Annotated in this window: 29 protein-coding genes; 11 read left to right on the plus strand and 18 right to left on the minus strand. The window is 70.6% G+C overall.

Annotation, left to right across the window (positions count from 1 at the left end; genetic code table 11):
* Window position 1 precedes the first annotated feature (1 nt).
* The 5 genes from resB to ITJ60_RS01275 all read right to left on the minus strand — a co-directional run bounded on the left by resB (window position 2) and on the right by ITJ60_RS01275 (window position 5,307).
* Window positions 2-1,711: a cytochrome c biogenesis protein ResB gene (gene resB / locus ITJ60_RS01255; protein WP_228509674.1), complete on the minus strand. Its 1,710-nt coding sequence runs from the start codon at window positions 1,709-1,711 to the stop codon at window positions 2-4.
* The gene (locus ITJ60_RS01260) at window positions 1,695-2,393 is read right to left on the minus strand and encodes a cytochrome c biogenesis CcdA family protein (RefSeq protein ID WP_123292336.1); all 699 of its coding nucleotides are present in this window, start codon (window positions 2,391-2,393) and stop codon (window positions 1,695-1,697) included. Before ITJ60_RS01260 ends, resB begins: the two co-directional genes overlap by 17 nt.
* Window positions 2,394-2,438: 45 nt before the next feature.
* A complete protein-coding gene (locus tag ITJ60_RS01265; protein WP_323749073.1) occupies window positions 2,439-3,095 on the minus strand; it encodes a TlpA disulfide reductase family protein in 657 nt (218 codons plus the stop codon).
* Window positions 3,092-3,748 (minus strand): histidine phosphatase family protein, encoded by a 657-nt coding sequence (locus ITJ60_RS01270; protein ID WP_194646417.1) that lies wholly within the window; start codon window positions 3,746-3,748, stop codon window positions 3,092-3,094. Before ITJ60_RS01270 ends, ITJ60_RS01265 begins: the two co-directional genes overlap by 4 nt.
* Before the next feature lie 68 nt (window positions 3,749-3,816).
* Window positions 3,817-5,307 (minus strand): SulP family inorganic anion transporter, encoded by a 1,491-nt coding sequence (locus tag ITJ60_RS01275; RefSeq protein WP_194646419.1) that lies wholly within the window; start codon window positions 5,305-5,307, stop codon window positions 3,817-3,819.
* A gap of 69 nt (window positions 5,308-5,376) precedes the next feature.
* Here ITJ60_RS01275 and ITJ60_RS01280 point away from each other — a divergent pair, with 69 nt between their 5' ends.
* The gene (locus ITJ60_RS01280; protein WP_111084475.1) at window positions 5,377-5,751 is read left to right on the plus strand and encodes a MerR family transcriptional regulator; all 375 of its coding nucleotides are present in this window, start codon (window positions 5,377-5,379) and stop codon (window positions 5,749-5,751) included.
* Here the strand turns inward: ITJ60_RS01280 and ITJ60_RS01285 are convergent.
* Window positions 5,740-5,970, minus strand: coding sequence for a hypothetical protein (locus ITJ60_RS01285; RefSeq protein ID WP_148067757.1), 231 nt, complete (start codon window positions 5,968-5,970; stop codon window positions 5,740-5,742). The genes ITJ60_RS01280 and ITJ60_RS01285 overlap by 12 nt on opposite strands.
* The gene (locus ITJ60_RS01290) at window positions 5,970-6,254 is read right to left on the minus strand and encodes a hypothetical protein (protein WP_194646420.1); all 285 of its coding nucleotides are present in this window, start codon (window positions 6,252-6,254) and stop codon (window positions 5,970-5,972) included. Before ITJ60_RS01290 ends, ITJ60_RS01285 begins: the two co-directional genes overlap by 1 nt.
* A 226-nt stretch (window positions 6,255-6,480) precedes the next feature.
* Between ITJ60_RS01290 and aspS the strand changes: the two genes are divergently transcribed.
* Window positions 6,481-7,821 (plus strand): aspartate--tRNA(Asn) ligase, encoded by a 1,341-nt coding sequence (gene aspS / locus ITJ60_RS01295; protein ID WP_194646422.1) that lies wholly within the window; start codon window positions 6,481-6,483, stop codon window positions 7,819-7,821.
* A 132-nt stretch (window positions 7,822-7,953) separates the two neighbouring features.
* Here aspS and ITJ60_RS01300 read toward each other — a convergent pair whose 3' ends face one another.
* From ITJ60_RS01300 to ITJ60_RS01320, 5 genes are all read right to left on the minus strand, one after another.
* A complete protein-coding gene (locus ITJ60_RS01300) occupies window positions 7,954-8,247 on the minus strand; it encodes a Dabb family protein (RefSeq protein WP_123338837.1) in 294 nt (97 codons plus the stop codon).
* Window positions 8,244-8,498, minus strand: a complete 255-nt coding sequence (locus tag ITJ60_RS01305; RefSeq protein ID WP_123338836.1) for a glutaredoxin family protein — start codon at window positions 8,496-8,498, stop codon at window positions 8,244-8,246. Before ITJ60_RS01305 ends, ITJ60_RS01300 begins: the two co-directional genes overlap by 4 nt.
* Before the next feature lie 84 nt (window positions 8,499-8,582).
* The gene (locus ITJ60_RS01310) at window positions 8,583-8,681 is read right to left on the minus strand and encodes a 30S ribosomal protein bS22 (RefSeq protein ID WP_003792170.1); all 99 of its coding nucleotides are present in this window, start codon (window positions 8,679-8,681) and stop codon (window positions 8,583-8,585) included.
* Window positions 8,682-8,809: 128 nt separating this feature from the next.
* The gene (locus ITJ60_RS01315) at window positions 8,810-9,004 is read right to left on the minus strand and encodes a helix-turn-helix domain-containing protein (RefSeq protein ID WP_022902482.1); all 195 of its coding nucleotides are present in this window, start codon (window positions 9,002-9,004) and stop codon (window positions 8,810-8,812) included.
* 100 nt (window positions 9,005-9,104) lie between these two features.
* Window positions 9,105-9,620 carry an ArsR/SmtB family transcription factor gene (locus tag ITJ60_RS01320; RefSeq protein ID WP_123292085.1) on the minus strand — a complete coding sequence of 172 codons (516 nt, stop codon included), beginning with the start codon at window positions 9,618-9,620 and terminating at the stop codon, window positions 9,105-9,107.
* 74 nt (window positions 9,621-9,694) lie between these two features.
* Here ITJ60_RS01320 and ITJ60_RS01325 point away from each other — a divergent pair, with 74 nt between their 5' ends.
* Entirely contained in the window at window positions 9,695-11,128 is a 1,434-nt protein-coding gene (locus ITJ60_RS01325) for a TrkH family potassium uptake protein (RefSeq protein ID WP_194646423.1), read from the plus strand.
* Between the two features lie 22 nt (window positions 11,129-11,150).
* Window positions 11,151-11,816, plus strand: coding sequence for a potassium channel family protein (locus ITJ60_RS01330; protein WP_111084290.1), 666 nt, complete (start codon window positions 11,151-11,153; stop codon window positions 11,814-11,816).
* A gap of 12 nt (window positions 11,817-11,828) precedes the next feature.
* Here the strand turns inward: ITJ60_RS01330 and proC are convergent, their stop codons facing one another.
* On the minus strand, window positions 11,829-12,659 hold the full coding sequence (proC, locus tag ITJ60_RS01335; RefSeq protein ID WP_194646425.1) for a pyrroline-5-carboxylate reductase: 831 nt from the start codon (window positions 12,657-12,659) through the stop codon (window positions 11,829-11,831).
* Between the two features lie 64 nt (window positions 12,660-12,723).
* On the opposite strand from proC, the gene ITJ60_RS01340 reads away from it, so the two are divergent.
* Complete coding sequence (locus ITJ60_RS01340) at window positions 12,724-13,680, plus strand: cation diffusion facilitator family transporter (protein ID WP_194646427.1); 957 nt, start codon at window positions 12,724-12,726, stop codon at window positions 13,678-13,680.
* On the opposite strand, the gene ITJ60_RS01345 is transcribed toward ITJ60_RS01340, so the two are convergent.
* Window positions 13,661-14,095: a nucleoside deaminase gene (locus ITJ60_RS01345; protein ID WP_194647053.1), complete on the minus strand. Its 435-nt coding sequence runs from the start codon at window positions 14,093-14,095 to the stop codon at window positions 13,661-13,663. The two genes, ITJ60_RS01340 and ITJ60_RS01345, sit on opposite strands and share 20 nt — an antisense overlap.
* Window positions 14,096-14,171: 76 nt before the next feature.
* Here ITJ60_RS01345 and upp point away from each other — a divergent pair, with 76 nt between their 5' ends.
* The 5 genes from upp to ITJ60_RS01370 all read left to right on the plus strand — a co-directional run bounded on the left by upp (window position 14,172) and on the right by ITJ60_RS01370 (window position 19,666).
* Window positions 14,172-14,807: a uracil phosphoribosyltransferase gene (upp, locus tag ITJ60_RS01350; protein WP_111084293.1), complete on the plus strand. Its 636-nt coding sequence runs from the start codon at window positions 14,172-14,174 to the stop codon at window positions 14,805-14,807.
* 497 nt (window positions 14,808-15,304) lie between these two features.
* Window positions 15,305-16,075 carry a winged helix-turn-helix domain-containing protein gene (locus tag ITJ60_RS01355; protein ID WP_194646428.1) on the plus strand — a complete coding sequence of 257 codons (771 nt, stop codon included), beginning with the start codon at window positions 15,305-15,307 and terminating at the stop codon, window positions 16,073-16,075.
* Window positions 16,076-16,353: 278 nt separating this feature from the next.
* The gene (locus ITJ60_RS01360) at window positions 16,354-16,866 is read left to right on the plus strand and encodes a MarR family winged helix-turn-helix transcriptional regulator (RefSeq protein WP_194646430.1); all 513 of its coding nucleotides are present in this window, start codon (window positions 16,354-16,356) and stop codon (window positions 16,864-16,866) included.
* Entirely contained in the window at window positions 16,863-18,212 is a 1,350-nt protein-coding gene (locus ITJ60_RS01365) for a cryptochrome/photolyase family protein (protein WP_194646431.1), read from the plus strand. Before ITJ60_RS01360 ends, ITJ60_RS01365 begins: the two co-directional genes overlap by 4 nt.
* Window positions 18,209-19,666 (plus strand): serine hydrolase domain-containing protein, encoded by a 1,458-nt coding sequence (locus ITJ60_RS01370; RefSeq protein ID WP_194646433.1) that lies wholly within the window; start codon window positions 18,209-18,211, stop codon window positions 19,664-19,666. The genes ITJ60_RS01365 and ITJ60_RS01370 overlap by 4 nt, the downstream gene beginning before the upstream one ends.
* 54 nt (window positions 19,667-19,720) lie before the next feature.
* On the opposite strand, the gene ITJ60_RS01375 is transcribed toward ITJ60_RS01370, so the two are convergent.
* Window positions 19,721-20,692 (minus strand): carbohydrate kinase family protein, encoded by a 972-nt coding sequence (locus ITJ60_RS01375; protein WP_194646435.1) that lies wholly within the window; start codon window positions 20,690-20,692, stop codon window positions 19,721-19,723.
* A 154-nt stretch (window positions 20,693-20,846) separates the two neighbouring features.
* Between ITJ60_RS01375 and ITJ60_RS01380 the strand changes: the two genes are divergently transcribed.
* Entirely contained in the window at window positions 20,847-21,422 is a 576-nt protein-coding gene (locus ITJ60_RS01380; protein WP_194646436.1) for a hypothetical protein, read from the plus strand.
* A gap of 84 nt (window positions 21,423-21,506) precedes the next feature.
* Here the strand turns inward: ITJ60_RS01380 and ITJ60_RS01385 are convergent, their stop codons facing one another.
* The 3 genes from ITJ60_RS01385 to ITJ60_RS01395 form a co-directional block, all read right to left on the minus strand.
* Window positions 21,507-22,121: a superoxide dismutase gene (locus tag ITJ60_RS01385; RefSeq protein WP_111084300.1), complete on the minus strand. Its 615-nt coding sequence runs from the start codon at window positions 22,119-22,121 to the stop codon at window positions 21,507-21,509.
* A gap of 44 nt (window positions 22,122-22,165) precedes the next feature.
* Window positions 22,166-22,675 carry a flavin reductase family protein gene (locus tag ITJ60_RS01390; protein WP_194646438.1) on the minus strand — a complete coding sequence of 170 codons (510 nt, stop codon included), beginning with the start codon at window positions 22,673-22,675 and terminating at the stop codon, window positions 22,166-22,168.
* Between the two features lie 225 nt (window positions 22,676-22,900).
* Window positions 22,901-24,424: an MFS transporter gene (locus ITJ60_RS01395; protein WP_123292076.1), complete on the minus strand. Its 1,524-nt coding sequence runs from the start codon at window positions 24,422-24,424 to the stop codon at window positions 22,901-22,903.
* Between the last annotated feature and the right edge of the window lie 133 nt (window positions 24,425-24,557).

A 24,557-nucleotide genomic window follows, 5' to 3' on the forward strand; every position in this document is an offset into this window, starting at 1 on the left:
TTCACTGGGGCATCCTAACTCCGAGGTCCGACGTGTGGCGCTGCGCGATGTCCGCGACGGCCCGTTCGAGGTTGGGGTCCTCACCGCGGGCGAGGCCCGCGTACTCCAAGTCGTACTCGCCGTGCTCTGCGCCCTTGCGGGGGACGACCTTCACCCACACGCGTCGGCGCGGGACGAAGAGCGACGTGAGCAGCCCGAGCGTGGAGAGCAGCGCGAAGGCGGCGACCCACGCCTGCGACGGGTCGTGGTGCACGTCGAGCGACACGTAGCGCTTGACGCCGTCGAAGGTGATCGACCCGGCACCGTTCGGCAGCTTCTTGGTCTGCCCGGGCTCGAGCGCGATGCTCGCCGTGTCGGACTGACGGCCGGCGATCTGCGTGAGGCCCTTGGTGTCGAGGGTGTAGACGCTCTGCGGCACGCCGCTGTCGAGGCCGAGGTCGCCGGTGTAGACCTGCAGCGTCAGCAGCGGGTTCTGCGTGTCCGGGTAGGCGCTCGTGTACGCACCCGAGGCGAGCTTCGACGCCGTCGGGTAGAAGAACCCGACCATGCCGAGCTGGTCCGGCAGCGCGTCCGGCACCTTGATGACGCCGGTGGACGTGTAGTTGGCGTCCTCGGGCAGGAACGGCACGACGTCCTGGAACGCCACGTTGCCCTCGCCGTCGCGTACGGTGACGTTCATCGCGTAGCCGTTGCCGAGCAGGTAGACGTTGGTGCCGCCCACGTGCAGCGGGTCGTTCACGCCCAGACGGCTGGTCGTCGCCTCGCCGCCCTTCTCCTTGCTCGTCACGGTCGCCGAGTAGTCGAGCGCCTGGCCGAGGGCGTCGAGGTTGCGCTCCTCGTACTTCGTGACGAACTTGTCGAGCGTCAGGTTGTAGCCCTTGAGGTCGGTCTGCTGGAACCAGCGACCCGGGTTGAACGAGTCGTAGGAGCCGAGGACGTTCGAGAACGTCTGCCCCTCGACCAGCAGCCGCTGGCCGGTGAACCCGAACCCGCCGCCGACACCGACGGCCAGCAGGACGCCGACGAGCGCCGCGTGGAACACCAGGTTGCCGGTCTCGCGCAGGTAGCCGCGCTCCGCGCTCACCGAGTCGCCGAAGCGCTCGACGCGGTACCCGGAGCGCTTCAGGATCGCCATCGCGCGCGTCACCGCGTGCTCGCTGGACGGGAGGCCCGTGGTCGCGTCGATCCCGGTGGTGCCGTCGATCATCGCGTCGGGCTGCACCGCCACGGTGCGGAAGCCCGCCAGTCGCGTCAGCCGGACTGGGGTGCGCGGCGGACGGGTGCGGAGCGCCTGCCAGTGGTGCTTCGTGCGCGGCACGATGCAGCCGATCAGCGAGACGAACAGCAGCAGGTAGATCGCCGAGAACCACACCGAGGTGTAGGTGTCGAAGACCTGCAGCTTGTCGAGGATCGGGTAGAGCGTGGCGTGGTCGGCCTTGTACTGGACGACACCGTTCGGGTCGGCGCTGCGCTGCGGCACGAGCGAGCCCGGGATCGCCGCGAGGGCGAGCAGCATGAGCAGGAACAGCGCGGTGCGCATGCTCGTGAGCTGTCGCCAGAAGAACCGGAGGGTGCCGACGAAGCCGAGCTTCGGCTGGTTGATGCCGGCGTCGCCGGGTCCGGAGCCGTCGACGTGGTCGGACGGTCGCTGCGGGTCCGACGCGGTGTCGGCGCCCGTTGCTTCGGTTTCGGGATCAGACCGCGGGGACAAAGCTCTGGATCACCGCCCCGACGCTCGACATGACGGCCGACCAGATTCCGGTGACCATGAGCAGACCGATGACGATCAGGATCGCTCCTCCGATGATGTTGACGGTGCGCATGTGGCGCTTCACGGCGCGGATCGCACCGGTCGCCCAGCCGGCCCCGAGGGCGACGAGGACGAACGGGATGCCGAGGCCCAGGCAGTACGCGACGCCGAGCCACATGCCCTGCCAGGCACTGCCCGACTGCACGCTGAGCAGGTTGATGGCCGCGAGGGTCGGGCCGAGGCACGGGGTCCAGCCGAGGCCGAACACGATGCCGAGCAGCGGGGCGCCGACGAGTCCGGTCGCGGGCGTCCAGCTCGGCTTGATGGTGCGCTGCATGAACGTGAACCGGCCGACGAACACCAGCCCCATCGCGATGACGACGACACCCAGGATCTGCGTGATGAGGTCGCGCCACCGCACGAGCCAGAACCCGAGCGCGCCGAACACCGTCGTGTACGCGACGAAGACCGCCGTGAAGCCGAGGATGAACAGGAGCACGCCGAGCACGACCCGCCCACGGCGCTGCCCGCCCTCGGCGATCCCACCGACGTACCCGAGGTAGCCGGGCACGAGCGGGAGCACGCAGGGCGACAGGAACGAGACGAGTCCCGCGAGCGCCGCCACGGGCAGCGCAACGGCCATCTGGCCGCTCAGGATCGCCTCGGCGAAGGGGTTGGAGGCCACGGGTCAGGAGGCCTTGCCGGCGTCGACTTCGTCGCTGATCAGGGTCTTCAGGATGCTCGTGCCGTCGACGGCGCCGAGCACCCGGGCAGCCACGCGGCCCTTGGTGTCGAGGACGATCGTGGCCGGCACGGCGTTCGGGGCGATCTGACCGGACAGGGCGAGCTGCATCGTGCCGGTCTTCTGGTCGAGGACGGTCGGGTAGTCGACGCCGAAGGTGCGCTCGAAGGCGGCTGCGGTCGCTGCCTCGTCGCGGACGTTGACGCCGATGAACGCGACGTCGTCGGCACCGGCGTAGGACTCGTGCACCTCGTTGAGGTACTTCGCCTCGGCGCGGCACGGCGGGCAGCTCGCGTACCAGAAGTTCAGGACGACGACCTTGCCCTTGAGGTCCTTCGACGAGACGGTGTCGCCGTCGGAGTCCTTCGCCTCGAAGTCGACCGCGTCGGACCGCTTGTCGGCGGTGACCTCGGTCACCGCGCCGTCGCCGGAGATGTAGTTCTGGGTGGTGCCGTTGCCGTACTGCTTGGCGAGGCCACCGTTGTCCGACGAGCACCCGGACAGGAGGAGCGCCGCGGCGACCGCCGTCGCTGCGAGGACCGCGAACCGCTTGCTGATGACGCTCACACTGCGCGTGCCGTTCACACTGCTCGTGCCGTTCACACTGCTCCTTCGTCGATGGCGGTCACGCGCAGCTCCTGCGCGGGATCCGTGTACCCGACCTCGGTGAACCGACCGGTCGACGTGGCGGGTACCCGTTCGACGGTCGTGATGCTCGACAGGTCGCAGCGGCGCTTGCGTGGGTCGTGCCAGAGCGACTCCCCCGCGAGCTTCCGGTGGACCGTCCAGATCGGCAGCTGGTGGCTGACCAGGACGACGTCGCCGCCGTCCACGCTCTCCCACGCCGTGGTCATCGCGGCGAGCATGCGGTTCGCGATCGACTCGTACGCCTCGCCCCAGCTCGGCCGGAACGGGTTCGCGATCCAGGGCCACTCCGCCGGACGGCCGAGCGAACGCTTCGTGAAGCCCGGGGGCTGCCCCTCGTACCGGTTCGTCGGCTCGATGAGGCGCTCGTCCAGCGTGACGTCGAGCCCGTACGCGGCCGACCACGGCGCCGCGGACTCCTGCGTGCGCTGCAGCGGCGAGGCGACGATCCGGCGCACGTCGACACCGGCGTCCTTCCACGTGGTCGCCGAAGCGAGGGCCATCTGCTTGCCGAGGTCACTCAGTCCGAAGCCCGGGAGCCGCCCGTACAGGACGCGGTCGGGGTTGTGCACCTCACCGTGCCGGACGAGGTGGAGTCGGGTGGCGGGCATGGGTTCCAGTGTAGGTCGCCCACCGGTGCTCACTGGCCCCACAGCCGATTCACCGGATGCGGAAGCGCTCAGCCGAGCTCGCCCGACAACCGCCCGTGGATGGCCACCGACCCGGTGTTGAGGCCCACGACCTCGACCGTGGACCCGTGCTTGGCGAACCGCTGCTCGACCCCGTCCAGCGCCGCGACCGTCGAGGCGTCGAAGACGTGCGCGTCGGACAGGTCGATGACCACGTGCTCCGGGTCCTCGGCGTAGGAGAACCGCGTGACGAGGTCGTTCGACGACGCGAAGAACAGGGCGCCGCGCACCCGGTACCGCACGGTGCGCTCGTCGACCGGCTCGCGGACGACGGTGACGACGTGCGCCGCCCGGCGAGCGAAGACCAGTGCTGCGACGACGACCCCGACGAGCACGCCGGTCGCGAGGTTCTCGGTCACGACGACCACCACGACGGTGATCAGCATGACGGCGGTCTCCCCGAGGGGCATCCGCCGCAGAGTACGCGGACGGATGCTGTGCCAGTCGAAGGTGGCCACGCACACCATGAGCATCACGGCGGTCAGCGCGGCCATCGGGATCTCGGCCACGAGGTCGTGCAGCACGATCGTCAGCACGAGCACCGACGCACCGGCGACGAAGGTCGAGATCCGGGTCCGTGCGCCCGCGGTCTTCACGTTGATGACCGTCTGGCCGATCATCGCGCAACCACCCGTACCGCCGAAGAACGCCGACGCGATGTTGGCGATGCCCTGCCCCCAGGACTCCCGCCACTTGCTCGAGCCGGTCTCGGTGATGGAGTCGACGAGCTGCGCGGTCAACAGGGTCTCGATGAGGCCGACGATCGCGACGCCGAACGCGTACGGCGCGATGATCTGCAGCGTCTCGAAGGAGAACGGGGTGAGGATGCCGTTGAACCCAGGCAGTGCGGTGGGCAGTTCGCCCTCGTCGCCGACCGTGGGGACGACGACGCTGAAGAGCATGGTGATGCCGGTGATCACGACGACCGCGATGAGCGGCGCCGGGACGGCCTTGGTCAGGAACGGGAAGCCGACGATGATCGCGATGCCGAGGGCGGTGAGCGGCCAGACGACGAACGGGACGTCGGGGCCGAGCAGGTTGGGCAGCTGCGCGGTGAAGATGAGGATCGCCAGCGCGTTGACGAACGCCACGTTGACGCTGCGCGGGATGAAGCGCATCAGGCGGGCGACCCCGAGGAACCCGAGCACGAGCTGGAACACGCCACCGAGCACGATCGCGGGCACGAGGTACTCGATGCCGTGTTCGCGGACGAGCGGCGCGATGACCAGGGCCACCGAACCAGCCGCGGCGGACACCATCGCCGGACGGCCGCCGACGATCGAGATGACGACGGCGATGATGACGCTCGAGAACAGGCCCACCGCGGGGTCGACCCCGGCGACGACGGAGAACGAGATCGCCTCGGGGATGAGCGCGAGCGCGGTGACGACACCGGCGAGGACCTCGCGGGTCAGCATGCGGGGTGAGCGGAGGGCGGTGAGGACGCTCGGGGCCGCCGGCGCGTGTGTGATCACGGACATCGATGGGAACTCTACCCTCACGTGAGGGTAGAGTTGTGCACCGTGAGCACCACCGACACCCCGGACACGATGCACATCGGCGAGCTGGCGGACCGTGCCGGCATGTCCCTGCGGACGATCCGCCACTACGACGAGGTCGGGCTGCTCGTGCCGAGCGGCCGCACCACGGGCGGGTTCCGGGTCTACACCGCGCAGGACCTGGACCGGCTGCTCGTGATCCGCCGCATGAAGCCGCTCGGGTTCACGCTCGACGAGATGGCGGACCTGCTGCGGGTCGTCGATGCGCTGGCGGCGAAGGACCCCGACGACGAGCCCGCGCTGGCTGCACGCCTCGACGAGTACCTCGACGACGCCCGGGCCCGGCACGCCAAGCTCGTCGAGCGCGCTGGCATGGCCGAGGAGTTCATCGGCACCCTGGGGTCACTCCGCGCTTCACTCCCCTGACACCCCGCTGTCCTCGGCGAGCACCCGAGCCCGCATGCGCTGCCGCTCGAGCTCGAGCTTCAGCTCTCCTTCTTCGACGTGCAGCTGCCAGTCGATCGCTCCTCGTTGCGCCCAGTCCCACATGCTCTCGCCGGGCGCAGGACCGATGTGCGGCCGCTCGGCAGGAGCCGCTTCCTTCCGTACCAGTTCTCGCCAAGCACGACGCAGACGAGTCGTCATCACGGTCTCCTCTTCTCGATGAACAGTTCCGCCAGCACCCTTGCAGCGGGTTCTTCTCCGGCGGGCACTTTTTGCATGTCGTACATCGCCTGTGCCAGATTGCGTCCGATCTCGCGACGTCCGACCTCGCTCGCAGTGATCAGGTCGAAGACCACCGTCAGCCGCGTCCAGTAGCGGTCCCGCTGCTCGCGCGCGACGTCCCGCCGCCACCGGATGACCGCCCACAGCCCACCGACGAACGCCGCGAGCAGCGTGAACGCCGCCGTGCACAGCGCTGCTGCCACGACCGCGACCGCCGCAGGCGGCCAGGTCGCGAGTTCCCCCGTCCCCGTCCCCACCCGGTCCCCCTCTCGTCTCGCGACCCGGCCACGTCGAGAACGCTACGGACCCGCTCGACGCCCCACGGGCCTCCCGGCCGACCTGTGGACGACGCCGGCAGCGGGCCGCCCTGTGGAGGGGAACGCCCTGCGGACCGACGCCGCCGGACGCAGACGGTTAGACTCGACCACCGTGATCGAACGCACCCGCATCGCCGACCTCGCTGCCCTCCCCGACGGCCCCGTCTCCGTGGCCGGATGGGTCGAGACCGTCCGAGACCAGAAGAAGGTGCAGTTCGTCGTCCTCCGCGACGAATCCGGCGCCGTCCAGCTCGTGAACCCCGCCACGCGCGAGGCCGAGGACGGTGACGACGCCGCCCAGGCCGCGCTCGCCACCACCACCGAGATCTCGGCCCTCGCCCACGGCACCTTCATCCACGCCACCGGCACCCTGAAGCACGACGAGCGCGTCAAGCTCGGCGGGCTCGAGGTCAAGGTCGGCACGCTCGAGGTGGTGAGCGCCGCGATCCCGGAGACCCCGATCGCCGACGACTCGTCGCTCGACAAGCGGCTCGACTGGCGCTTCCTCGACCTGCGCAACCGCAAGCAGAACCTCATCTTCCGCATCCAGACGACCCTGGAGCACGCGTTCCGCACCTACTGGGTGGACCGCGACTACATCGAGATCCACACCCCGAAGCTGATGGCGTCGGCGTCCGAGTCGCGCGCCGAGCTCTTCCAGCTCGAGTACTTCGAGACGACCGCCTACCTGGCGCAGTCGCCGCAGAACTTCAAGCAGATGGCCCAGCCGGCCGGCTTCGGCGCCGTGTTCGAGATCGCCGACGCGTTCCGCGCGGACCCCTCGTTCACGAGCCGTCACGCGACCGAGTTCACGAGCGTCGACGCCGAGTTCTCGTGGATCGAGTCCCACGAAGACGTCATGGCGATGCACGAAGAGGTCCTGGTCGCCGGCATCACCGCGGTCAAGGACAAGTACGGCAAGGACATCGAGGAGGTCTTCGGCTTCGAGCTGCAGGTCCCCGCGACCCCGTTCCCCCGCGTGACCCTGGCCGAGGCCCGGAAGATCGTGGCCGAGAGCGGACACGACGTCGTCCGCGCCGACGGCGACCTGGACCCCGAGGGCGAGCGCCGCGTCGCCGCCTGGGCGAAGGAGCACCACGGTTCGGAGTTCGTGTTCGTCACCGAGTACGACGCCTCGATCCGGCCGTACTACCACATGCGGAAGCCCGGCGACCCGTCGCTCACGAACAGCTACGACCTCATCTTCAACGGCGCGGAGATCTCCACGGGCGCGCAGCGCGAGCACCGCGTCGACGTGCTCGAGGCGCAGGCCGTCGAGAAGGGCCTCGACCCCGAGGAGCTCGGCTGGTACCTCGACTTCTTCCGCTACGGCGTGCCGCCGCACGGGGGGTTCGGCATGGGCCTCGCGCGCGTGCTCATGCTCATGTTGGGCGAGCCGTCCATCCGCGAGGTCACGTACCTCTTCCGTGGACCGACGCGCCTGACGCCGTAGGTACGTCACGCGTCGCCCCGCGCGAGCGCACATGGTGAACAGGAATGGTCGCCTCCCGATGTGGGAGGCGACCATTTCTGCTCACGAAGCGCCGCAGCGCACGCAGCGCCGGGGGCGGACGGGAGGCCCGGCTCAGCGCTGCCAGTCGATGGCAGCCCGCCCCGTGACCAGTCCACGGATCTCGGCTGCGGCAGCCTGGTGGTCCGGATGCACCTGGTACTCGTCGAGTCCGGCGAGGTCGTCGAACGACGCGACGACGGCGACGTCGCTGTTCTTCTCCGGGTAGGCGACGTTCTCGACGACCTCGAGCGAACGGATCGACCCGATGGTGCCGGTCAGGCCGGTCAGGAGTTCACGGATCCGGGCGATGGACGCGGCGCGGTCGAGGTCCTCGCGCAGGGTCCAGGCGACGACGTGGGAGATCATGCGGGGGAACCGGCCTTCTCGAGGGCACGTGCGAGCCGGTCGGCGTCGACGTGCCAGTTGCTGTGGACGCGCCCGTCGACCAGCACGACGGGGATGTCCTCCGCGTACTCCTGGCGGAGGGCGTCGTCGTCGAGGATCGAGCGTTCCTGCAGCGTCACGCCGGGGTGTTCGGCGACGACGCGTTCGACCACGGGCCGTGCGTCGTCGCAGAGGTGGCATCCGGGCTTCGTCAGGAACGTCACTGCGGGCATGGCTCCAGCGTAGCCCGCGGTCCGCGTCCCCTGGGGAATGCGAAAGCCCCGGCGAACCGGGGCTTGACGCTGCAGGCTCGGGGCCTACTTCTTGTTGCGACGCTGGTGGCGCGTCTTGCGAAGCAGCTTGCGGTGCTTCTTCTTCGCCATGCGCTTGCGACGCTTCTTGATGACAGAACCCATGTGGACCTCGCTCGGACTGTGCTGATGTATCGGACACCGGGCCGTCGAGACCGCGGAAAATCAACCCGGCCGAGTCTACCGGAGGGCTGACGCGATGTCGAACGCGCCCGGAACGGACGGGTGTGCGCTCAGCCGACGTCTGCGATGCCGCCGCGCAGCACGTCGGCGACGGCTGACTCGGGGACACGGAAGGACCGGCCGAAACGGATGGCGGGGAGCTCACCGGCGTGGACCATGCGGTACACGGTCATCTTCGAGACACGCATCATCTCGGCGACCTCAGCGACGGTGAGGAAGCGCACGTCGTCGAAACTGCCGGTCATGATCCGCCTTCGGTGGCTCGCACGCGATCCGCGCACGGGTTTGGTGTGACCTGTGTGGTCACTGGCAACTGTAGAGGCGCGTGCGACCCAGTGTCCAGGTTCAGTCTTCGTCGCCGCGGCGCGTGAAGCGCTTGCGGCTGCGGTCGACGACTCGCTCCCAGCCCTGCTGCGCACCGGAGATCGCCGCGGTGGCCCGGTAGGACGCCTCGGCCATGACACGCCCGAGCTCGGTCCCGACCTCGACGGTGGTCTTGCCGGCAGCCCCGTTCCGGCGGACGGACACGGGCTGACCGTCGGGGGTCCAGGCCGTGGTCGCGGGCATGCCGTCGGCGTCGACCGCGCCGGTGAAGGGCAGGACCCAGTCCTCCAGCGACACGAGCGGTTCCGGGTCGAGCCGGTAGAAGCGGTGCTGCCCTTCTTCACGGCTGGTGACGAGTCCGATGTCGCGCAGGACCCGGAGGTGCTTCGACACCGTCGGCTGGCTGACGCCCAGTCGTTCGACCAGTTGCCCGACGCTGAGTTCCCCGCCGGTGACGTCCGATCCGTACGCGGCGAGGAGGGTCCCGAGCAGCTCGCGCCTCGTGGGGTCCGCCACGACGGAGAAGATGTCGGCCATGCGGGCAAGGCTAGCCGGGGCACCACGGATGTACCATGACGAACCGTCCCGGCCCATGTCCTCGGAGGCATACGATGCTCGACCGTACCGAGCCGCTCCCGCGGCACGTGACCGTCACCCGACGACGCGGCGGACGGATCGCGACGGTCCTGCGCTCGTCGCCGTCGCGTCTGGCGATCCTGGTGTTCGTCGCCCTCATCTTCGTGTTCACGGCGCTGTTCATGACCCCGTGGGCGGCGGCCGACGGTACCGGCACGCACTTCTCCGACGCGCTGTTCACGGCGGCCTCGGTGGTCTGCGTCACGGGCCTCGCGACCGTCGACATGGCCACGCACTGGTCGGTGTTCGGCAAGGTCCTCGTGGTGATCGGGACGCAGATCGGTGCGGTGGGCGTCCTGACCTTCGCGTCGATCCTCGGGCTCTTCGTGACCCGAAAGCTCGGGCTCCGCGCGAAGCTGATGGCCGCCGGCGACTCGAACCCGCTCCGCACGCACCACGGGGCTGTCCCCGAGGGGCAGGCCGTCCGCCTCGGCGAGGTCGGCACCCTGCTCGCCACGGTCGCGGTGAGCACCCTGTCGATCGAGATCGTCCTCGGCCTGCTGCTGCTGCCGTCCGTGCTGATCGCCGGCATCCCCTTCTGGACCGCGGTCGGTGACTCCTTCTACTACGCCGCCATGGCGTTCACGAACACCGGCTTCTCGCCGAACGCGGACGGCCTCGACCCGTTCGCCCACGACTACTGGTTCCTGACGCTCCTGATGATCGGTGTCGTCGCGGGGTCGATCGGCTTCCCGGTCATCCGCACCCTGACGAAGCAGCTCCGCACGCCACGTCGGTGGCCCATCCACGTCAAGCTCACGCTGGCCACGAGCGCCGTCCTGCTCGTCGGCGGTGCGATCGTCTACACCGCGCTCGAGGCGTCGAACCCGACGACCTTCGGCGAGGAAGGAGCCGGCCGGACCGCGTTCCAGGCCCTCTTCCTGTCGACGATGACCCGGTCCGGTGGCTTCTCGCTCGTCGACTTCGACCAGCTGAACGGGTCGAGCCTGCTCGTCACCGACATGCTCATGTTCATCGGCGGCGGGTCGGCCTCGACCGCCGGCGGCATCAAGGTCACGACGCTCGCCGTGTTGTTCCTCGCCGCGGTCGCCGAGGCCCGGGGCCGGCAGAGCATGGAGGCGTTCGGGCGCCGCATCCCGAGCGACGTGTTGCGGGTCGCGGTCGCCATCGTGCTCTGGGGGGCGACGATCGTCGCCGTGGCGACCGTGGTGCTCCTGCAGATCACGGACGATTCACTCGACCGTGTCCTGTTCGAGGTGATCTCGGCGTTCTCCACCAGTGGGCTGTCCTCGGGTGTGTCCGCGAACCTGCCCGAGTCCGGCAAGTACGTCCTGGCCGCCACCATGTTCCTCGGCCGGGTCGGTACAGTGACCATCGCCGCAGCCCTGGCCGCGAGTCAGAGCCGGCAACTGTTCCGCCGTCCCGAGGAGAGGCCGATCGTTGGCTGACCGAACCCGTCCCCCGCACCCGATGGGTGCGATCAGTCACGACGCACCCGTGCTCGTCATCGGCCTCGGCCGGTTCGGCGCCGCCACCGCCGGTCAGCTCGAACGGCAGGACCGCGAGGTGCTGGTCGTCGACACCGACCCGGGCCTGGTGCAGAAGTGGTCCGACCGGGTCACGCACGCCGTGCAGGCCGATGCGACCGACATCGACGCCCTGCGCCAGATCGGTGCACAGGACTTCGCGATCGCGGTCGTCGGCACGGGCAGCGACCTGGAGTCGAGCGTGCTGATCACCGCGAACCTGGTCGACCTCGGCATCCCGCAGATCTGGGCGAAGGCCATCAGCCGGTCGCACGGCACGATCTTGTCCCGCATCGGCGCGAACCACGTCGTCTACCCGGAGCGCGAGGCCGGCGAGCGCACGGCGCACCTGGTGTCCGGGCGCATGCTCGACTTCATCGAGTTCGACGACGACTTCGCGGTGGTGAAGATGTTCCCGCCGCGGGCGGTGCGCGGCAAGGACCTCGCGACCACGGTGATCCGTACGCGGTTCGGCCTGACGGTGCTCGGCATCAAGCCGCCGGGCAGCCCGTTCGTGCCGGCGACCCCGGAGAGCATCATCGGCGAGAACGACGTGATCATCGTCTCGGGGTCCGAGACGGACCTGGAGCGCTTCGCCGCCTACGAGTAGTCCCGGACGCGGCTAGGACGCCGCGATCTCCTCCGCGCGAGCGATCGCCGCACGCGACGCGCGCAGGAAGGTGTCGGCGAGGTCGGCGTCCTGCAGCACCGCGACGGCCCGCTCGGTGGTGCCCTTCGGGCTCGTGACGGCGCGCCGCAGGTCCGCGGGTCCGCGATCCGACCGGTCGAGCAGCTCGACGGCACCCCGGAGCGTGCCCTGCACCATCGTGGCCGCCTGCTCCGGGCTGAAGCCCAGCGCCTCGGCGGATCGCTGCCACTCCTCGACGAGCAGGAAGACGTAGGCCGGGCCCGAGCCGGACACCGCCGACAGGGCGTCGAGCTGCGCCTCGGGCACCTCGATCACCCGTCCTGACGCCGTGAACACCGACGAGGCGAGCGCGACGGCCTCGGCGTCCGCCGAGGCCCCGGCGCTGATCCCGGTGACACCGTGGCCGACGCCGATCGGCGTGTTCGGCAGCGCTCGGACGACGCGGACCCCGGCCGGCACCCGCGCCTCCATGCTCGCGGTGGTGGTGCCGACCGCCACGCTGACCAACACCGCACCGGGCTCCAGGTCGGCGGCGACCTCGTCGAGCAGGTCCGCGATCACGTACGGCTTCACACCGACGACGACGAGTGCCGCGCCGCGGACGGCCGAGCGGTTCGCGTCGGGGTCGGTGTCGCTCGCGGTGGCGTCGAGGCCGCGCTCCCGGTGGGCGGCCGCCGACGCCTCGGACTTCGTCGTGAGGGTCACGGTCGCCGGGTCGAGTCCGGCGGCGAGCAGGCCGTCGAGGACCGAGCCGGACATGGAGCCGACGCCGAGAAGAGCGGTACGGGGCAGGTCGATCGTCATGCTCCCGACCCTACCGACCGGCCTCGCCTAGGATCGTCTTCCAGATCGGGAGAAGGGGACAGCTGTGAGCGCTTCAGGAGGCACGAAGGCGATCCTCGCCGCACTCGGTGCGAACGTCGGCATCGCGATCGTGAAGTTCGTCGCGGCGGCGATCAGCGGGTCCGCGTCGATGCTGGCCGAGGGTGTGCACTCCCTGGCCGACTCCGCGAACCAGCTCCTCCTGCTGCTCGGTGGTCGCCGGGCGCGCCGCGCTGCCGACGAGGAACACCCGTTCGGCTACGGCCGCGAGCGCTACGTCTACGCCTTCGTCGTCTCGATCATCCTGTTCTCCGTCGGTGGCGTCTTCTCGCTCTACGAGGGCATCGAGAAGCTCGCCCACCCGCACCCGCTCGAGAACTGGTGGCTGCCGCTCGTCGTGCTCGTCATCGCGATCGGGCTCGAGGGCTTCTCGCTCCGCACCGCGCTGCAGGAAGCCCGCCCGCAGAAGGGCACGCTCAGCTGGGTCCAGTTCGTCCGCCGCGCCAAGGCCCCGGAGTTGCCCGTCGTCATGCTCGAGGACACCGCGGCGCTGCTCGGCCTGGTGTTCGCGCTCTTCGGCGTCGGGCTGACCGCGATCACCGGCAACGGCGTGTTCGACGCGATCGGCACGATCTTCATCGCCGCCCTGCTCATCGCCGTCGCGGTCGTCCTGGGCATCGAGACGAAGAGCCTCCTCGTCGGCGAGGGCGCGACCGCCGCCGACGTCGAGCGGATCAAGCACGCGGTGCTCGACGGCCCGGAGGTCGACTCGATCATCCACATCAAGACCCTGTACCTGGGTCCGGACGAGCTGATGGTCGGCGTGAAGGTCGCCGTCGACGGCGACCGCCGCCTGGGGGACGTCGCAGCGGGCATCGACACGGTCGAGCACCGGGTGCGCTCCGCGGTGCCGATCGCCCGGGTCATCTACGTCGAGCCCGACGTGCTCCGCACCGGTCCGCGTCCGCCGACCGAGGCGATCGTCATCCTCGCCGCTGACTGAAGAACGCGTCGAGCAGCGCAGCGCACTCGCGTTCGAGCACGCCGCCGACGACCTCGGAGCGGTGCGGCAGCCGGCGGTCCCTGGCGATGTCGTAGACACTGCCGCTCGCGCCTGCCTTCGGGTCCCAGGCGCCGAACACGACCCGCGGCACCCGTGCGGCCAGGATCGCCCCGGCGCACATCGGGCACGGCTCGAGGGTCACGACGAGCGTGTGCTCGTCGAGGTGCCAGTCCCCCGTGATCGCAGCGGCCGCGCGGAGCGCGAGCACCTCGGCGTGGGCGGTCGGGTCCTGCAGCGCCTCACGCTCGTTCCGGCCGACGGCGACGACGACGCCGTCGCGGTCGAGCACCACCGCCCCCACGGGCACGTCGCCGGTCGCCAGGCAGGCCCGGGCCTCGTCGAGCGCGCGCTCCATCGCCGGGACGAACGGGCGGGCAGCGGGCGCTTCCACGGGACCTCCAGGTGGTCGGCAGCACGGTAGGCTCGACCCTATGCGAGTCCACGTCGCCGACCACCCGCTCATCACCCACAAGCTCTCGGTGCTCCGCGACCGGACCACACCCTCCCCCACGTTCCGCGCCCTGACCGAAGAGCTCGTCACGCTCCTCGCGTACGAGGCCACGCGGAACGTCCGGGTCACCGCGACGCCCATCGACACCCCCGTGGCGCACACCATGGGCGTCTCGATCGCCAAGCCGCGTCCGCTCGTCGTCCCGATCCTGCGTGCCGGCCTCGGCATGCTCGAGGGGATGGTCAAGCTCGTGCCGACGGCCGAGGTCGGGTTCCTCGGCATGGCCCGCAACGAGGAGACGCTCGAGCCGCAGACCTACGCCGAGCGCCTGCCCGACGACCTGTCCGGCCGTCAGTGCTTCGTGCTCGACCCGATGCTGGCCACCGGCGGGACCCTCGCCGCTGCCATCGACTTCCTGTTCGCCCGCGGCGCCGAGGAGATCACCTGCGTGTGCATCCTCGGTGCGCCGGAGGGGCTCGCCATGGTCGAAGAGGCCGTCGGCGACCGCAACGTCTCGATCGTCCTCGGTGCCCTCGACGAGAAGCTCGACGAGAACGGGTACATCGTGCCCGGTCTCGGCGACGCCGGCGACCGCCTCTACGGTCTGGCCGAGTAGGCAGTCGACGTCACCGACGATCGACGGGAGGCCCGTGGCGACACCGCCACGGGCCTCCCGTCGTCCGTCAGCCCGGTCCACCGCCACCGGTGCGCGGAACGCACCGTCTGCTCGGACGGTTGACACCACCTTGGTATACCGCCGATACTCATCCCATGACTGCAACCGTGTCCACCCGCGTCCTCTCCGAGGTCCAGGGGACTGCCGGCATGATGATGCCGGTCGCCGTCATGCGTTGTCGAATGTGTGCCTGATCGGCACCCGTTCCAGCCGGATCCCCCGCGACACCACCCCGGTCGCGAGCGTGTGATCCCCGGGTGACGGACACCGTCGGCGACGCGCACCACGTCACGAGGTCTGTCTCCCGTTCCCCCGGGTCCGCCCCGGTCCGCAGCAGGACCGCAGGGCACATCGGCATCCAGCCGTACCCGGGTCGACGCATTCGACACCGCCGCCAGCGCCACACGCGCACCGGCCACATCGCCCGGAGAACCACCATGTCGCTCACCATCGCCCAGCCCCGCACCGCGCTCCGCACCGCCGCTCCGGCGCCGACCGACCTCGGGACGGTCACCCCGATCCGTCCGCGTCCCGCGACGCCGGCCACGACCGGGCAGACGAGCGTGCCGACCAGCCCGGTCACCGCACCGCAGCGCAACCGCTCCCTGCCGGAGGGCACCGAGGCCCGCGGCTTCGCGCTCTACGTCGGGATCGACGAGGCGAAGGCGGCAGCGGCCGGCACGACGCTCGCAGCCGTCGTCGAGCAGCTGAAGGCACTGACCGCGCAGCTGGTGCCGAACTCGGAGACCTACGCGGCCGTCGCCGTCGCCGCGGAGCAGTCCGGTGGCCGTGACGTCGACGTCGTCCGCCTGGCCCTGCAGGACCGGTCCGCGGTCGCCGCCCGCAAGCAGGCCGAGAAGCCCGAGCCGGAGGAGACCGGGGTCGTCATCGACATCTCCCGCAAGCGCGTCACGCTCGACGGCGACGCAGCGCCCCTGACCTACAAGGAGTTCGAACTCCTGCAGTTCCTGGTGCTGCGCGAGGGCCAGACCGTGGACCGCTCGGCGATCATCGACGGGCTGTGGTCGGACGGCGAGGACGAGACCCCGAACGAGCGCACCATCGACGTGCACGTGCGCCGGCTCCGCTCCAAGCTCGGCGCGTTCGAGGAGATCGTCCGCACCGTCCGCGGTGTGGGCTACCGGTTCGACCGGCACGCCGACGTGGCCGTGCGCTACGCCTCGACACCCTCGCCCGACCTCTTCTGATCCTGATCGGTCGCTCTTGGTGAACTCGCAGCGAACGACGCAGCGGGAGGCTAGCGCGCCGTTACCGCTTCGTTATACAGTCGGTCGTGCAGACGGTGTTTGCTGTGGCACCGCCTGCGGAATGTGATTGCAGGAAACTCTTGGTGCAAGGGAGAGGGCCGGTCGCTCGGAAGAGCGGCCGGCCCTCGTGCATGTCGGAGCGCATGCATGTCGAACCCGCGCCTGTCGGGGGCCGTCGGTAGTGTGGACGGACCGTCCGACCAGAGGGGAGCGCCATCGTGAGCGAGTCACGCCGCAGCGAGAAGGCGACCGCCGTCGCCGCCTGGGAATCACTGTTCCGCGCCCAGGTCACCGTGATGCGGAGCCTCAACGCGGACTTCCCCGGCGGCGAGATCTCCTTCAACGAGTACGACGTCTGCTTCAACCTGTCGACGCAGCCCGGTCGACGCTGTCGCATGCGTGATCTCACCGGCCACCTGCTCCTCACCCAGCCGAGCGTGAGCCGACTGGTCGATCGCCTGCTCGCCCGCGGGATCGTCGAGAAGCAGCCGGATCCGTCCGATGCCCGCGGCGTCATCGTGGCGCTCACCCCGCTCGGGTTCGACGTCTACCGCCACGTGGCCGTGCAGCACGCGGCGAGCATCGCGCAGCAGGTCGGCGCCGGTCTGACCGACGCCGAACTCCGCACCCTCACCGAGCTCTGCACGAAGCTGCGCCTCGCGGTCGGCACCGCCCCGGGCCGACGGGCCGTCGCGCGCTCGGTCTCCGAGTCGGACCCGGCAGCGGTGTGACCGGCGCACTGGTCTGGCTCCGCGACGACCTGCGGCTGGCCGACAACCCCGCACTGCGTGCTGCGATCGACCACGGCGGCGACGTCACGGTGGTCTACGTCCTCGACGACGAGTCCCCCGGCATCCGTCCCGCGGGCGCGGCGAGCCGTTGGTGGCTCCACCACTCGCTCACCGCACTGGACGGCGAACTCCGTGACCGTGACTCGCGGCTGGTGCTGCGACGGGGTGCGGCCGCCGCGGTGATCGACGCCCTCGTCGCCGACACCGGTGCCGACGCCGTGTTCTGGAACCGTCGGTACGGTCCGGCCGAGCGCGAGGTCGACGCCGGCATCAAGAGCGCCCTGCACGACCGCGGCATCGAGGCGCACAGCTTCGCGGCGAGCCTGCTCTGGGAACCGTGGACCGTCCGCACCGGACAGGGCGAACCGTACAAGGTGTTCACCCCGTTCTGGCGCGCTGCCCAGGCGATGCCGGAACCACGGCACCCGCTCCCGAAGCCCCGCGACCTGCCCGCCCCGGCGCGGGCCGCGAGCGACGACCTGAACCAGTGGGACCTGCTGCCGACCCGTCCCGACTGGGCCGGCGGACTCCGCGACGCCTGGGAGCCCGGCGAGCACGGCGCACACCAGCGGCTCGAGCACTTCGTCACCCATGCGCTCGAGGACTACGACCAGCGCGACGAACCCGCCATGGCCGCGACGAGCGACCTGTCCCCGCACCTGCGCTGGGGCGAGGTCAGCCCGTACCAGGTGTGGCACCGGCTGCACGGAGCGCTCGAGCCCGAGCAGCGCCAGAACGCCTCGGCCTTCCTGCGACAGCTGGCCTGGCGCGAGTTCAACTGGAACGAGTACTTCCACTGCGAGGACATCACGACGGTGAACGTGCGTCGCGAGTTCGACGCGTTCCCGTGGCGGGACGCCCCCGATGCCGAGGTCGACCGGTGGCGCACCGGGACGACCGGGTTCGACCTCGTCGACGCAGGCATGCGCGAGCTGTGGCACTCCGGCGCCATGCACAACCGCGTCCGGTTGGCGACCGCGAGCTTCCTCGTCAAGAACCTGCTCGTCGACTGGCGGGTGGGCGAGCAGTGGTTCTGGGACACCCTCGTCGACGCCGACTCCGCCAACAACGCCGCGAACTGGCAGTGGGTCGCCGGGTCGGGCTTCGACGCGGCGCCGTACTTCCGGGTGTTCAACCCCGACCGGCAGCTCGAGCGCTTCGACCCGCACCGCGAGTACGTGCACCGGTGGGTGCCGTCGGAGGAACTCCGGCCCGAGCCGATGGTCGACCTCAAGGCGACCCGGCAGCGCGCGCTCGACGCGTACGCCGAGATGCGTCGGTCATGAGCCCGTGGGACACCGCCGTCGCGCAGGTCGACGCGCTCTTCCGTGACCGTGTCGACCGTGGCGTCGCACCGAGCAGTGTGTGGGGCGTCTTCGACCGGATCGGCCTCGTCGCCTCCGGGGGCCACGGCGATCGCGGCGACGGGCAGCGGCCGGACGCCGACACCGTCTACCGGATCGCGTCGTGCACCAAGAGCGTCACCGCGGCGACGCTGCTGACGCTGGTGTCCGACGGTCGGCTGGACCTCGACGCGCCGATCACCGTGTTCGTCCCGGCGTTCGGCGCCGTACCCCTGCCCACACCGGACTCCCCCGTGCCGACCGTGCGGATGCTGCTGACCATGTCGGCCGGCTTCCCCACCGACGACCCCTGGGCGGACCGGCAGGAGTCGATCAGCGACGCCGAGCTCGACGACGTCCTGCGCGGCGGTCTGCTGTTCGACTCCGTGCCCGGCACCCGGTTCGCCTACTCGAACCTGGGCTACGCCCTGCTCGGGCGGGTCGTCGCCGTCGTCACCGGCCGTCCGTTCACCGAGGCGGCACGCGACACCGTGCTCCGACCGCTCGGTCTCGACCACACGGTGTTCAGCGCGGCCGAGGCGCAGGGACCGGTCGTCACCGGGTTCCGCCCGCACGACGGCGGCTGGGAACCCCTGCCGATGACCGGCCCGGGTGCGTTCTCATCGATCGGCGGACTGTTCTCCACCGTCCGCGACCTCGCACGGTGGGCGACGCACCTCGGGTCGGCGTCCTCCGACGCCCCGGAACCCGGCCCGGTCTCCCCCGCCGACCGCCGGCTCATGCAGCAGGCGATGCGGGTCGTGCCGTCGTCCGTCGTCCCCGGCTCGTCACGCGCCACGGCGTACGGCTTCGGGCTGTTCGTCGAGCAGGACGACCACTTCGGCGAACTCGTCTCGCACTCCGGCGGCTACCCGGGGTTCTCCGCACACATGCGCTGGTCCGCACAGACCGGTCTCGGTGTCGTCGCGTTCGAGAACGCCACGCAGGCGAAGGTCTCCGCCGCTGCCCAGCAGGCGCACGACCTGCTCCTGGACGCAACGCGTCCGGCGGCGTCCGACGGGCACCCCGACACGACGACCGGAACGGTTCGCCGCCCCGGCGCCGAACCGACCATCCGGGCGACGCGAGCCGCGCAGGTTGCCGTGACGGGCCTCCTGGCCGACTGGCAGGACGACGTGGCGGACGCGGTCTGCACGCCGAACGTGGCGATGGACGTCCCCTACGACCGACGCCGTCGGGCGATCGCGGCGGCGGTGGCGGAGGTGGGTGCTGACCTGACCGCCGCTCCCGTCGCCGAGCAGTCGTCGGCGCCGTCGCACCTGCGGTGGTGGCTGCCCGGCGCCTGCGGGCGCCTGCGCGTCGAGATCCGCCTCGCCCCTGCCGCGGCAGGACGCGTCCAGACCCTCACCGTCGTGGCGGAGCCCGCCGAGCGCTGACAGGGCGGGCGCCGACGGGCCGCACCGCGGCGGGGCTGCGCCGGCGACCGACCGTCACACCGGTGGGCGACCACCCACGAACCCGAGCGCTCGGGCCGCCACGCGAGTGCCCTCACGTGCAGCCGCTCCGACGCGCACGGGATCGGTCGCCCAGGCACGCACGAAGCCCGCGGCGAACGCGTCACCGGCGCCGACCGTGTCGACGACCGTGGCCGGCGTCGCGGGGACTCGGTGCACGCTCCGTCCGCGTCGCCCCACCAGCACGCCGTCGGCGCCCACCGTGACCACCACGAGCGGGACGTGCTCGGTGAGTCGCCGCACCGCGTCGTCGAGGTCGGTCGTCCCGGTCAGTTCGAGGGCCTCCTGCCGGCCGGGGAAGAGGACGTCGACTCCGACGAGGGCCTCGAGGAAGGCGGGGGCACCGACGGACCGGACGATCGCTGCCGAGGACGGGTCGAGCGACACCCGTGCAGATCCCGTCCGGGCGCGGGCGACCAGGGACGCGATGCGGTCGGCGCCACCACCGAGCATCGCGTGCCCGGTCAGGTGCACGATGTCCGCGCGTCGGGCCACGGTCTCGGGGACGTCGGCAGCCGTGAGCTTCCCGCTCGCGGCCGCATCGGACATCGCCGTGCGGCCGCTGTCGTTGCGCACCGACACCACGACCCCGGTGGAGGTCATCGCGTCGTAGCGCAGGTGCGGACGGACACCGGCGTCCTCCAGCGACCGCTCGTGCCGGTAGACGTCGTCGACGCCCACCCGCGCGACGAGGTCCACCTCGGCACCGAGCCAGCCGAGCCAGGCGGCGGTGTTGCCGGCTGCACCGGTCGGTCGGTGGCGGATCACGGCGGCGGGGTCGTGCACCCCGACGGTGTGTGCGGTGGTCTGCACGAGCACGCCGTCCAGGACGTCGCCGACGACCAGGAACCGTTTTCCGGCGCCGCGACGGCGGCCGGCGACCACCCGTCCGGCACGGGTGCCCTCGGGCTGCGACACGGGCACGGAGGCCTCTTGCGGCATGGACATCTGCCTCAGTCTACGGGGAACCGAGTAAAGCTCCGTTTTCAGGACCGCACAGCCCATCCAAACCGGTGGCCCGTCGAGCGTACGACCGGTAACATACTCCATGCCACCACGCGGCAGGTCGAGTGACCGCCGACGACGATCCGACGGAGATGCCATGCCCCGGAAGCCCGACCCGACGCTCAAGCCGGCGATCCTCGAGAAGGTCACCCTGCACCTGCTGGACACCAAGCTCGAGGACGTCTCGGTCCGCAGCCTCGGTCGGATCCTGGGCACGAGCGCGTACCCGATCGTCTACCACTTCGGTTCGCGCGAGGCCCTGATCGACTCCGTCGTCGTGCACCTGGCCGACACGGTCTGCCACGCCGTGCTCGATCCCGGGGCAGACGGCTCCGCCCTCGCTGACTACTTGGTGACCAGCTTCGGTCGCCTCGACGACCGGCACCGAGCCCTCGCCGCTCGGCTCACCTTCGAGCTCGGCTCGGTCGAGGCTCTGGACGGCCGGGTCCGACAACGCGATCTGCACCGGGACCACGTGGCGGCGATCGCCGCGTGGTGCCTCGCACACGGCTACGACGCAGAGGCCGCCGATCGCGTCGCACGCGACGCCGTGACGACTGCCCGCGGATCCCAGTGGACCGCGATCGTCGACCGGGATCGCGCCGACACCGACGCCGCGCTCCGGGCGATCGCCGACCGGCTCGCCGCCGGAGCGGCAGTCACCGCGGCGTGATGCACGAACGGGAGGCACGGTGCCAGCTGGCACCGTGCCTCCCGTTCGTCCGTCGGTCGCGTCACGCGACCCGCGGTCGGTGGATCAGAGCGTCACGAACGACTGCGACTTCGCGTTGGCGAAGCGCGCCGCGACGTTCTCCCAGTCGACGATGTTCCAGACGGCCTTCACGTAGTCCGCCTTGACGTTGAGGTAGTCGAGGTAGAAGGCGTGCTCCCACATGTCGAGCAGGAAGATCGGCACGAGGCCGAACGGCACGTTGGCCTGCTGGTCGAACAGCTGGAACGTGGTCAGCTTCTGGCCGACGGTGTCCCAGGCCAGGACGGCCCAGCCGGAGCCCTGGATACCGTTCGCGACGGCAGCGAACTGCGCCTTGAAGGTGTCGAACGAGCCGAAGAACTCGTCGATCGCCGCGGCGAGCTCGCCCTCGGGGACCTTCGTGTCCGGGCCGAGGTTGGTCCAGAAGATCGAGTGGTTGACGTGGCCACCGAGGTGGAACGCCAGGTCCTTCTCGAGCTTGTTGATCGCCCCGAAGTTGCCCGACTCGCGCGCTTCACCGAGCTGCTGCAGCGCGGTGTTCGCTCCGGTCACGTAGGCCTGGTGGTGCTTGTCGTGGTGCAGCTGCATGATCTTGCCGCTGATGTGCGGCTCGAGTGCGGCGTAGTCGTACGGCAGCTCCGGCAGGGTGTACTCAGCCATGTGAGGTCCTTTCGATCAGTGGGTTGCGGATGGGATTCCGCGGCTCACGAGAGCCGGGAACGATCGGTGAGGGAGTGGAATTCCCGGTTGTGGTAGACCAGCGGCTCGCCGTGCTCGAGGCCGACGACGATGTCGAGGACCTCGGCGACGACGACGGTCGAGCTGCCGATCGGGGTCGTGGAGAGCGGGCGGCACCGCAACGCGCTCGCGGCACTGGGCAGGTAGCGGTCACCCGAGGGCAGGGTGCCCCAGATCGGGTCGTCGGCGGTCGGGCTGCCCGTCGAGGCGAAGCGCCGGGCGAGCGCCACGCTGAGCGAGTCGACCAGGTGCACGACGAAGACCGGGGCGCCGAGCACGACCCCGGCGGACCCGGAGTTCGTCGACAGCGAGAAGACGAGCACCGGCGGGTCCACCGCGACGCTCGCGACGCTCGAGGCGGTGAGTCCGGTCGGACCGTCCGGTCCCTCGGCGGTGATGACGGCGACGCCGGCCGGGTGCCCGCGGAACGCGGACTTGTACGCATCGGCGATGTTCGCCGGGGCTTCGTCGGGCATGGTGTTCGTCGTCGTTCCTTCGTGCGGGGGTGTGCCGTCACTGGGCGGGCATGTCCCAACGTATGACCTGAACCATGGTTGAGGTCAACGATTCACAGGTTCGACGGCTCCCGGGCGCGCCGTAGCGGTGACTTCGTGAGCAGAAATGGTCGGGTCGCGTGGCGCAACCCGACCATTTCCGCTCACGAAGCGGCGCGCGTCAGCGGCGCGCGTCAGCGGCGCGCGTCAGCGGCGCTTGAGCATGACGACGGCGCCTGCGGCAGCGATCACCATGAGCACCGCGGCGACGCCGGCCGTGATCGTCACGCCGGAGTCGAACGCCGCCCGTGCCGACTCGAGGAGCGCCTGGCCGGCACCGCCACCGAGGGACGACGCGGCGGACACCGCACCGCCGAGCGTCTCCTGCGCAGCGGTGTGCGCGGTCGAGCTCAGCCCGCCCGGCACCACGACGTGCGCCCGGTAGGTGGTCGCCAGGATCGTGCCGAGGACGGCCGTGCCGAGGACCGCACCGATCTCGTACGCCGTCTCGGACATCGCCGACGCGGCACCGGCCTTGTCCGCCGGAGCGGTCGAGATGATGAGGTCGTTCGTGACGGTCTCGGATGCGCCGATCCCGATGCCGAGCAGCACGAACGCGAACGCCAGTGCGGCGATCGACGCGTGGTGCCCGAGGACCGCCACGAGGGCGTACGCGGCAGCCGAGAAGAGCAGCGAGACCGACACGACCCAGCGCGGTGCGACCCGGGCGACGACCGGCACCACCGCGAGGCCGGCGACGATCGTGAGCACCGATCCGGGGATCAGCACGACGCCGGAGGCGAACGGGTCGAGCCCCGCCACGAGCTGCAGGTGCTGCGCGATGAAGAACAGGAAGCCGGTCAGCGAGAACATCGCCATCAGGTTCATGAGCACGCTGCCGGTGAACGCCGTGCTGCGGAACAGGCGCAGGTCGAGCATCGGCGTGCGGGACCGCAGCTGCCGGCGGACGAACGCGATGCCGCAGACGACCCCGACGGCGAGCATCGCGACCGCGAACCCGCGCTCCTCCGGGTGGACGAACGACTTGATCGCCCAGGCGATCGGCGCCAGCGCACCGAGGGACAGGAACATGCTCGGCACGTCGACCGGCCCCGGCATCGGGTCGCGCGACTCCGGCACGCAGAACGGGACGCCGACGAGCATGAGCACGAGGATCGGCACCGCGACCAGGAAGACGCTGCCCCAGTGGAAGTGCGCGAGCAGCGTGCCACCGACGAGCGGACCGAGGGCGTTGCCGGCCGCGAACATGGTCGACCACACGGCCAGCGCCATGCGCCGCTCCCCCGCGTCGACGAAGACGTTGCGGATGATCGAGAGCGTCGCGGGCATGAGCATCGCGCCGAACACCCCCATCGCGATCCGTGCGGCGACGAGCATCCAGGCGTCGGTCGCGAACGCCGCGGCGACGGAGAACAGCGCGAAGCCGGTGGCCCCGATCACCAGGATCCGACGGCGGCCGATCCGGTCACCGATGCTGCCCATCACGACGAGCAGCCCGGCCAGGACGAGCGGGTACGCGTCGACGATCCAGAGCTGCGTGGTCGCGTCCGGGTTGAGCGCACGACTGATCGACGGCAGCGCGAAGCTCAGCACGGTGTTGTCCACCGAGATGAGCAGGACCGGCAGCATCAGCACGGCGAGCGCGAGGAACCGTCGGGCGCGGCTGCCGGTGACGCGGGTGGCGATGGGGCTGGTGAGCAGTGCGGACACGGCGGACTCCTGGGACTTCGAGCCGGACCTGGTCGACGGCGGGCGGTGCGTGGGGCAGACGAGACGGGACGCGGGATGGACACGCGCCCCGTCAGGACTCTGTCAGTGTACCGTCTGGACGGTTATGGTTGCA

The organism is Curtobacterium sp. VKM Ac-2884, assembly GCF_015350945.1.
Classification (GTDB): Bacteria; Actinomycetota; Actinomycetes; order Actinomycetales; family Microbacteriaceae; genus Curtobacterium.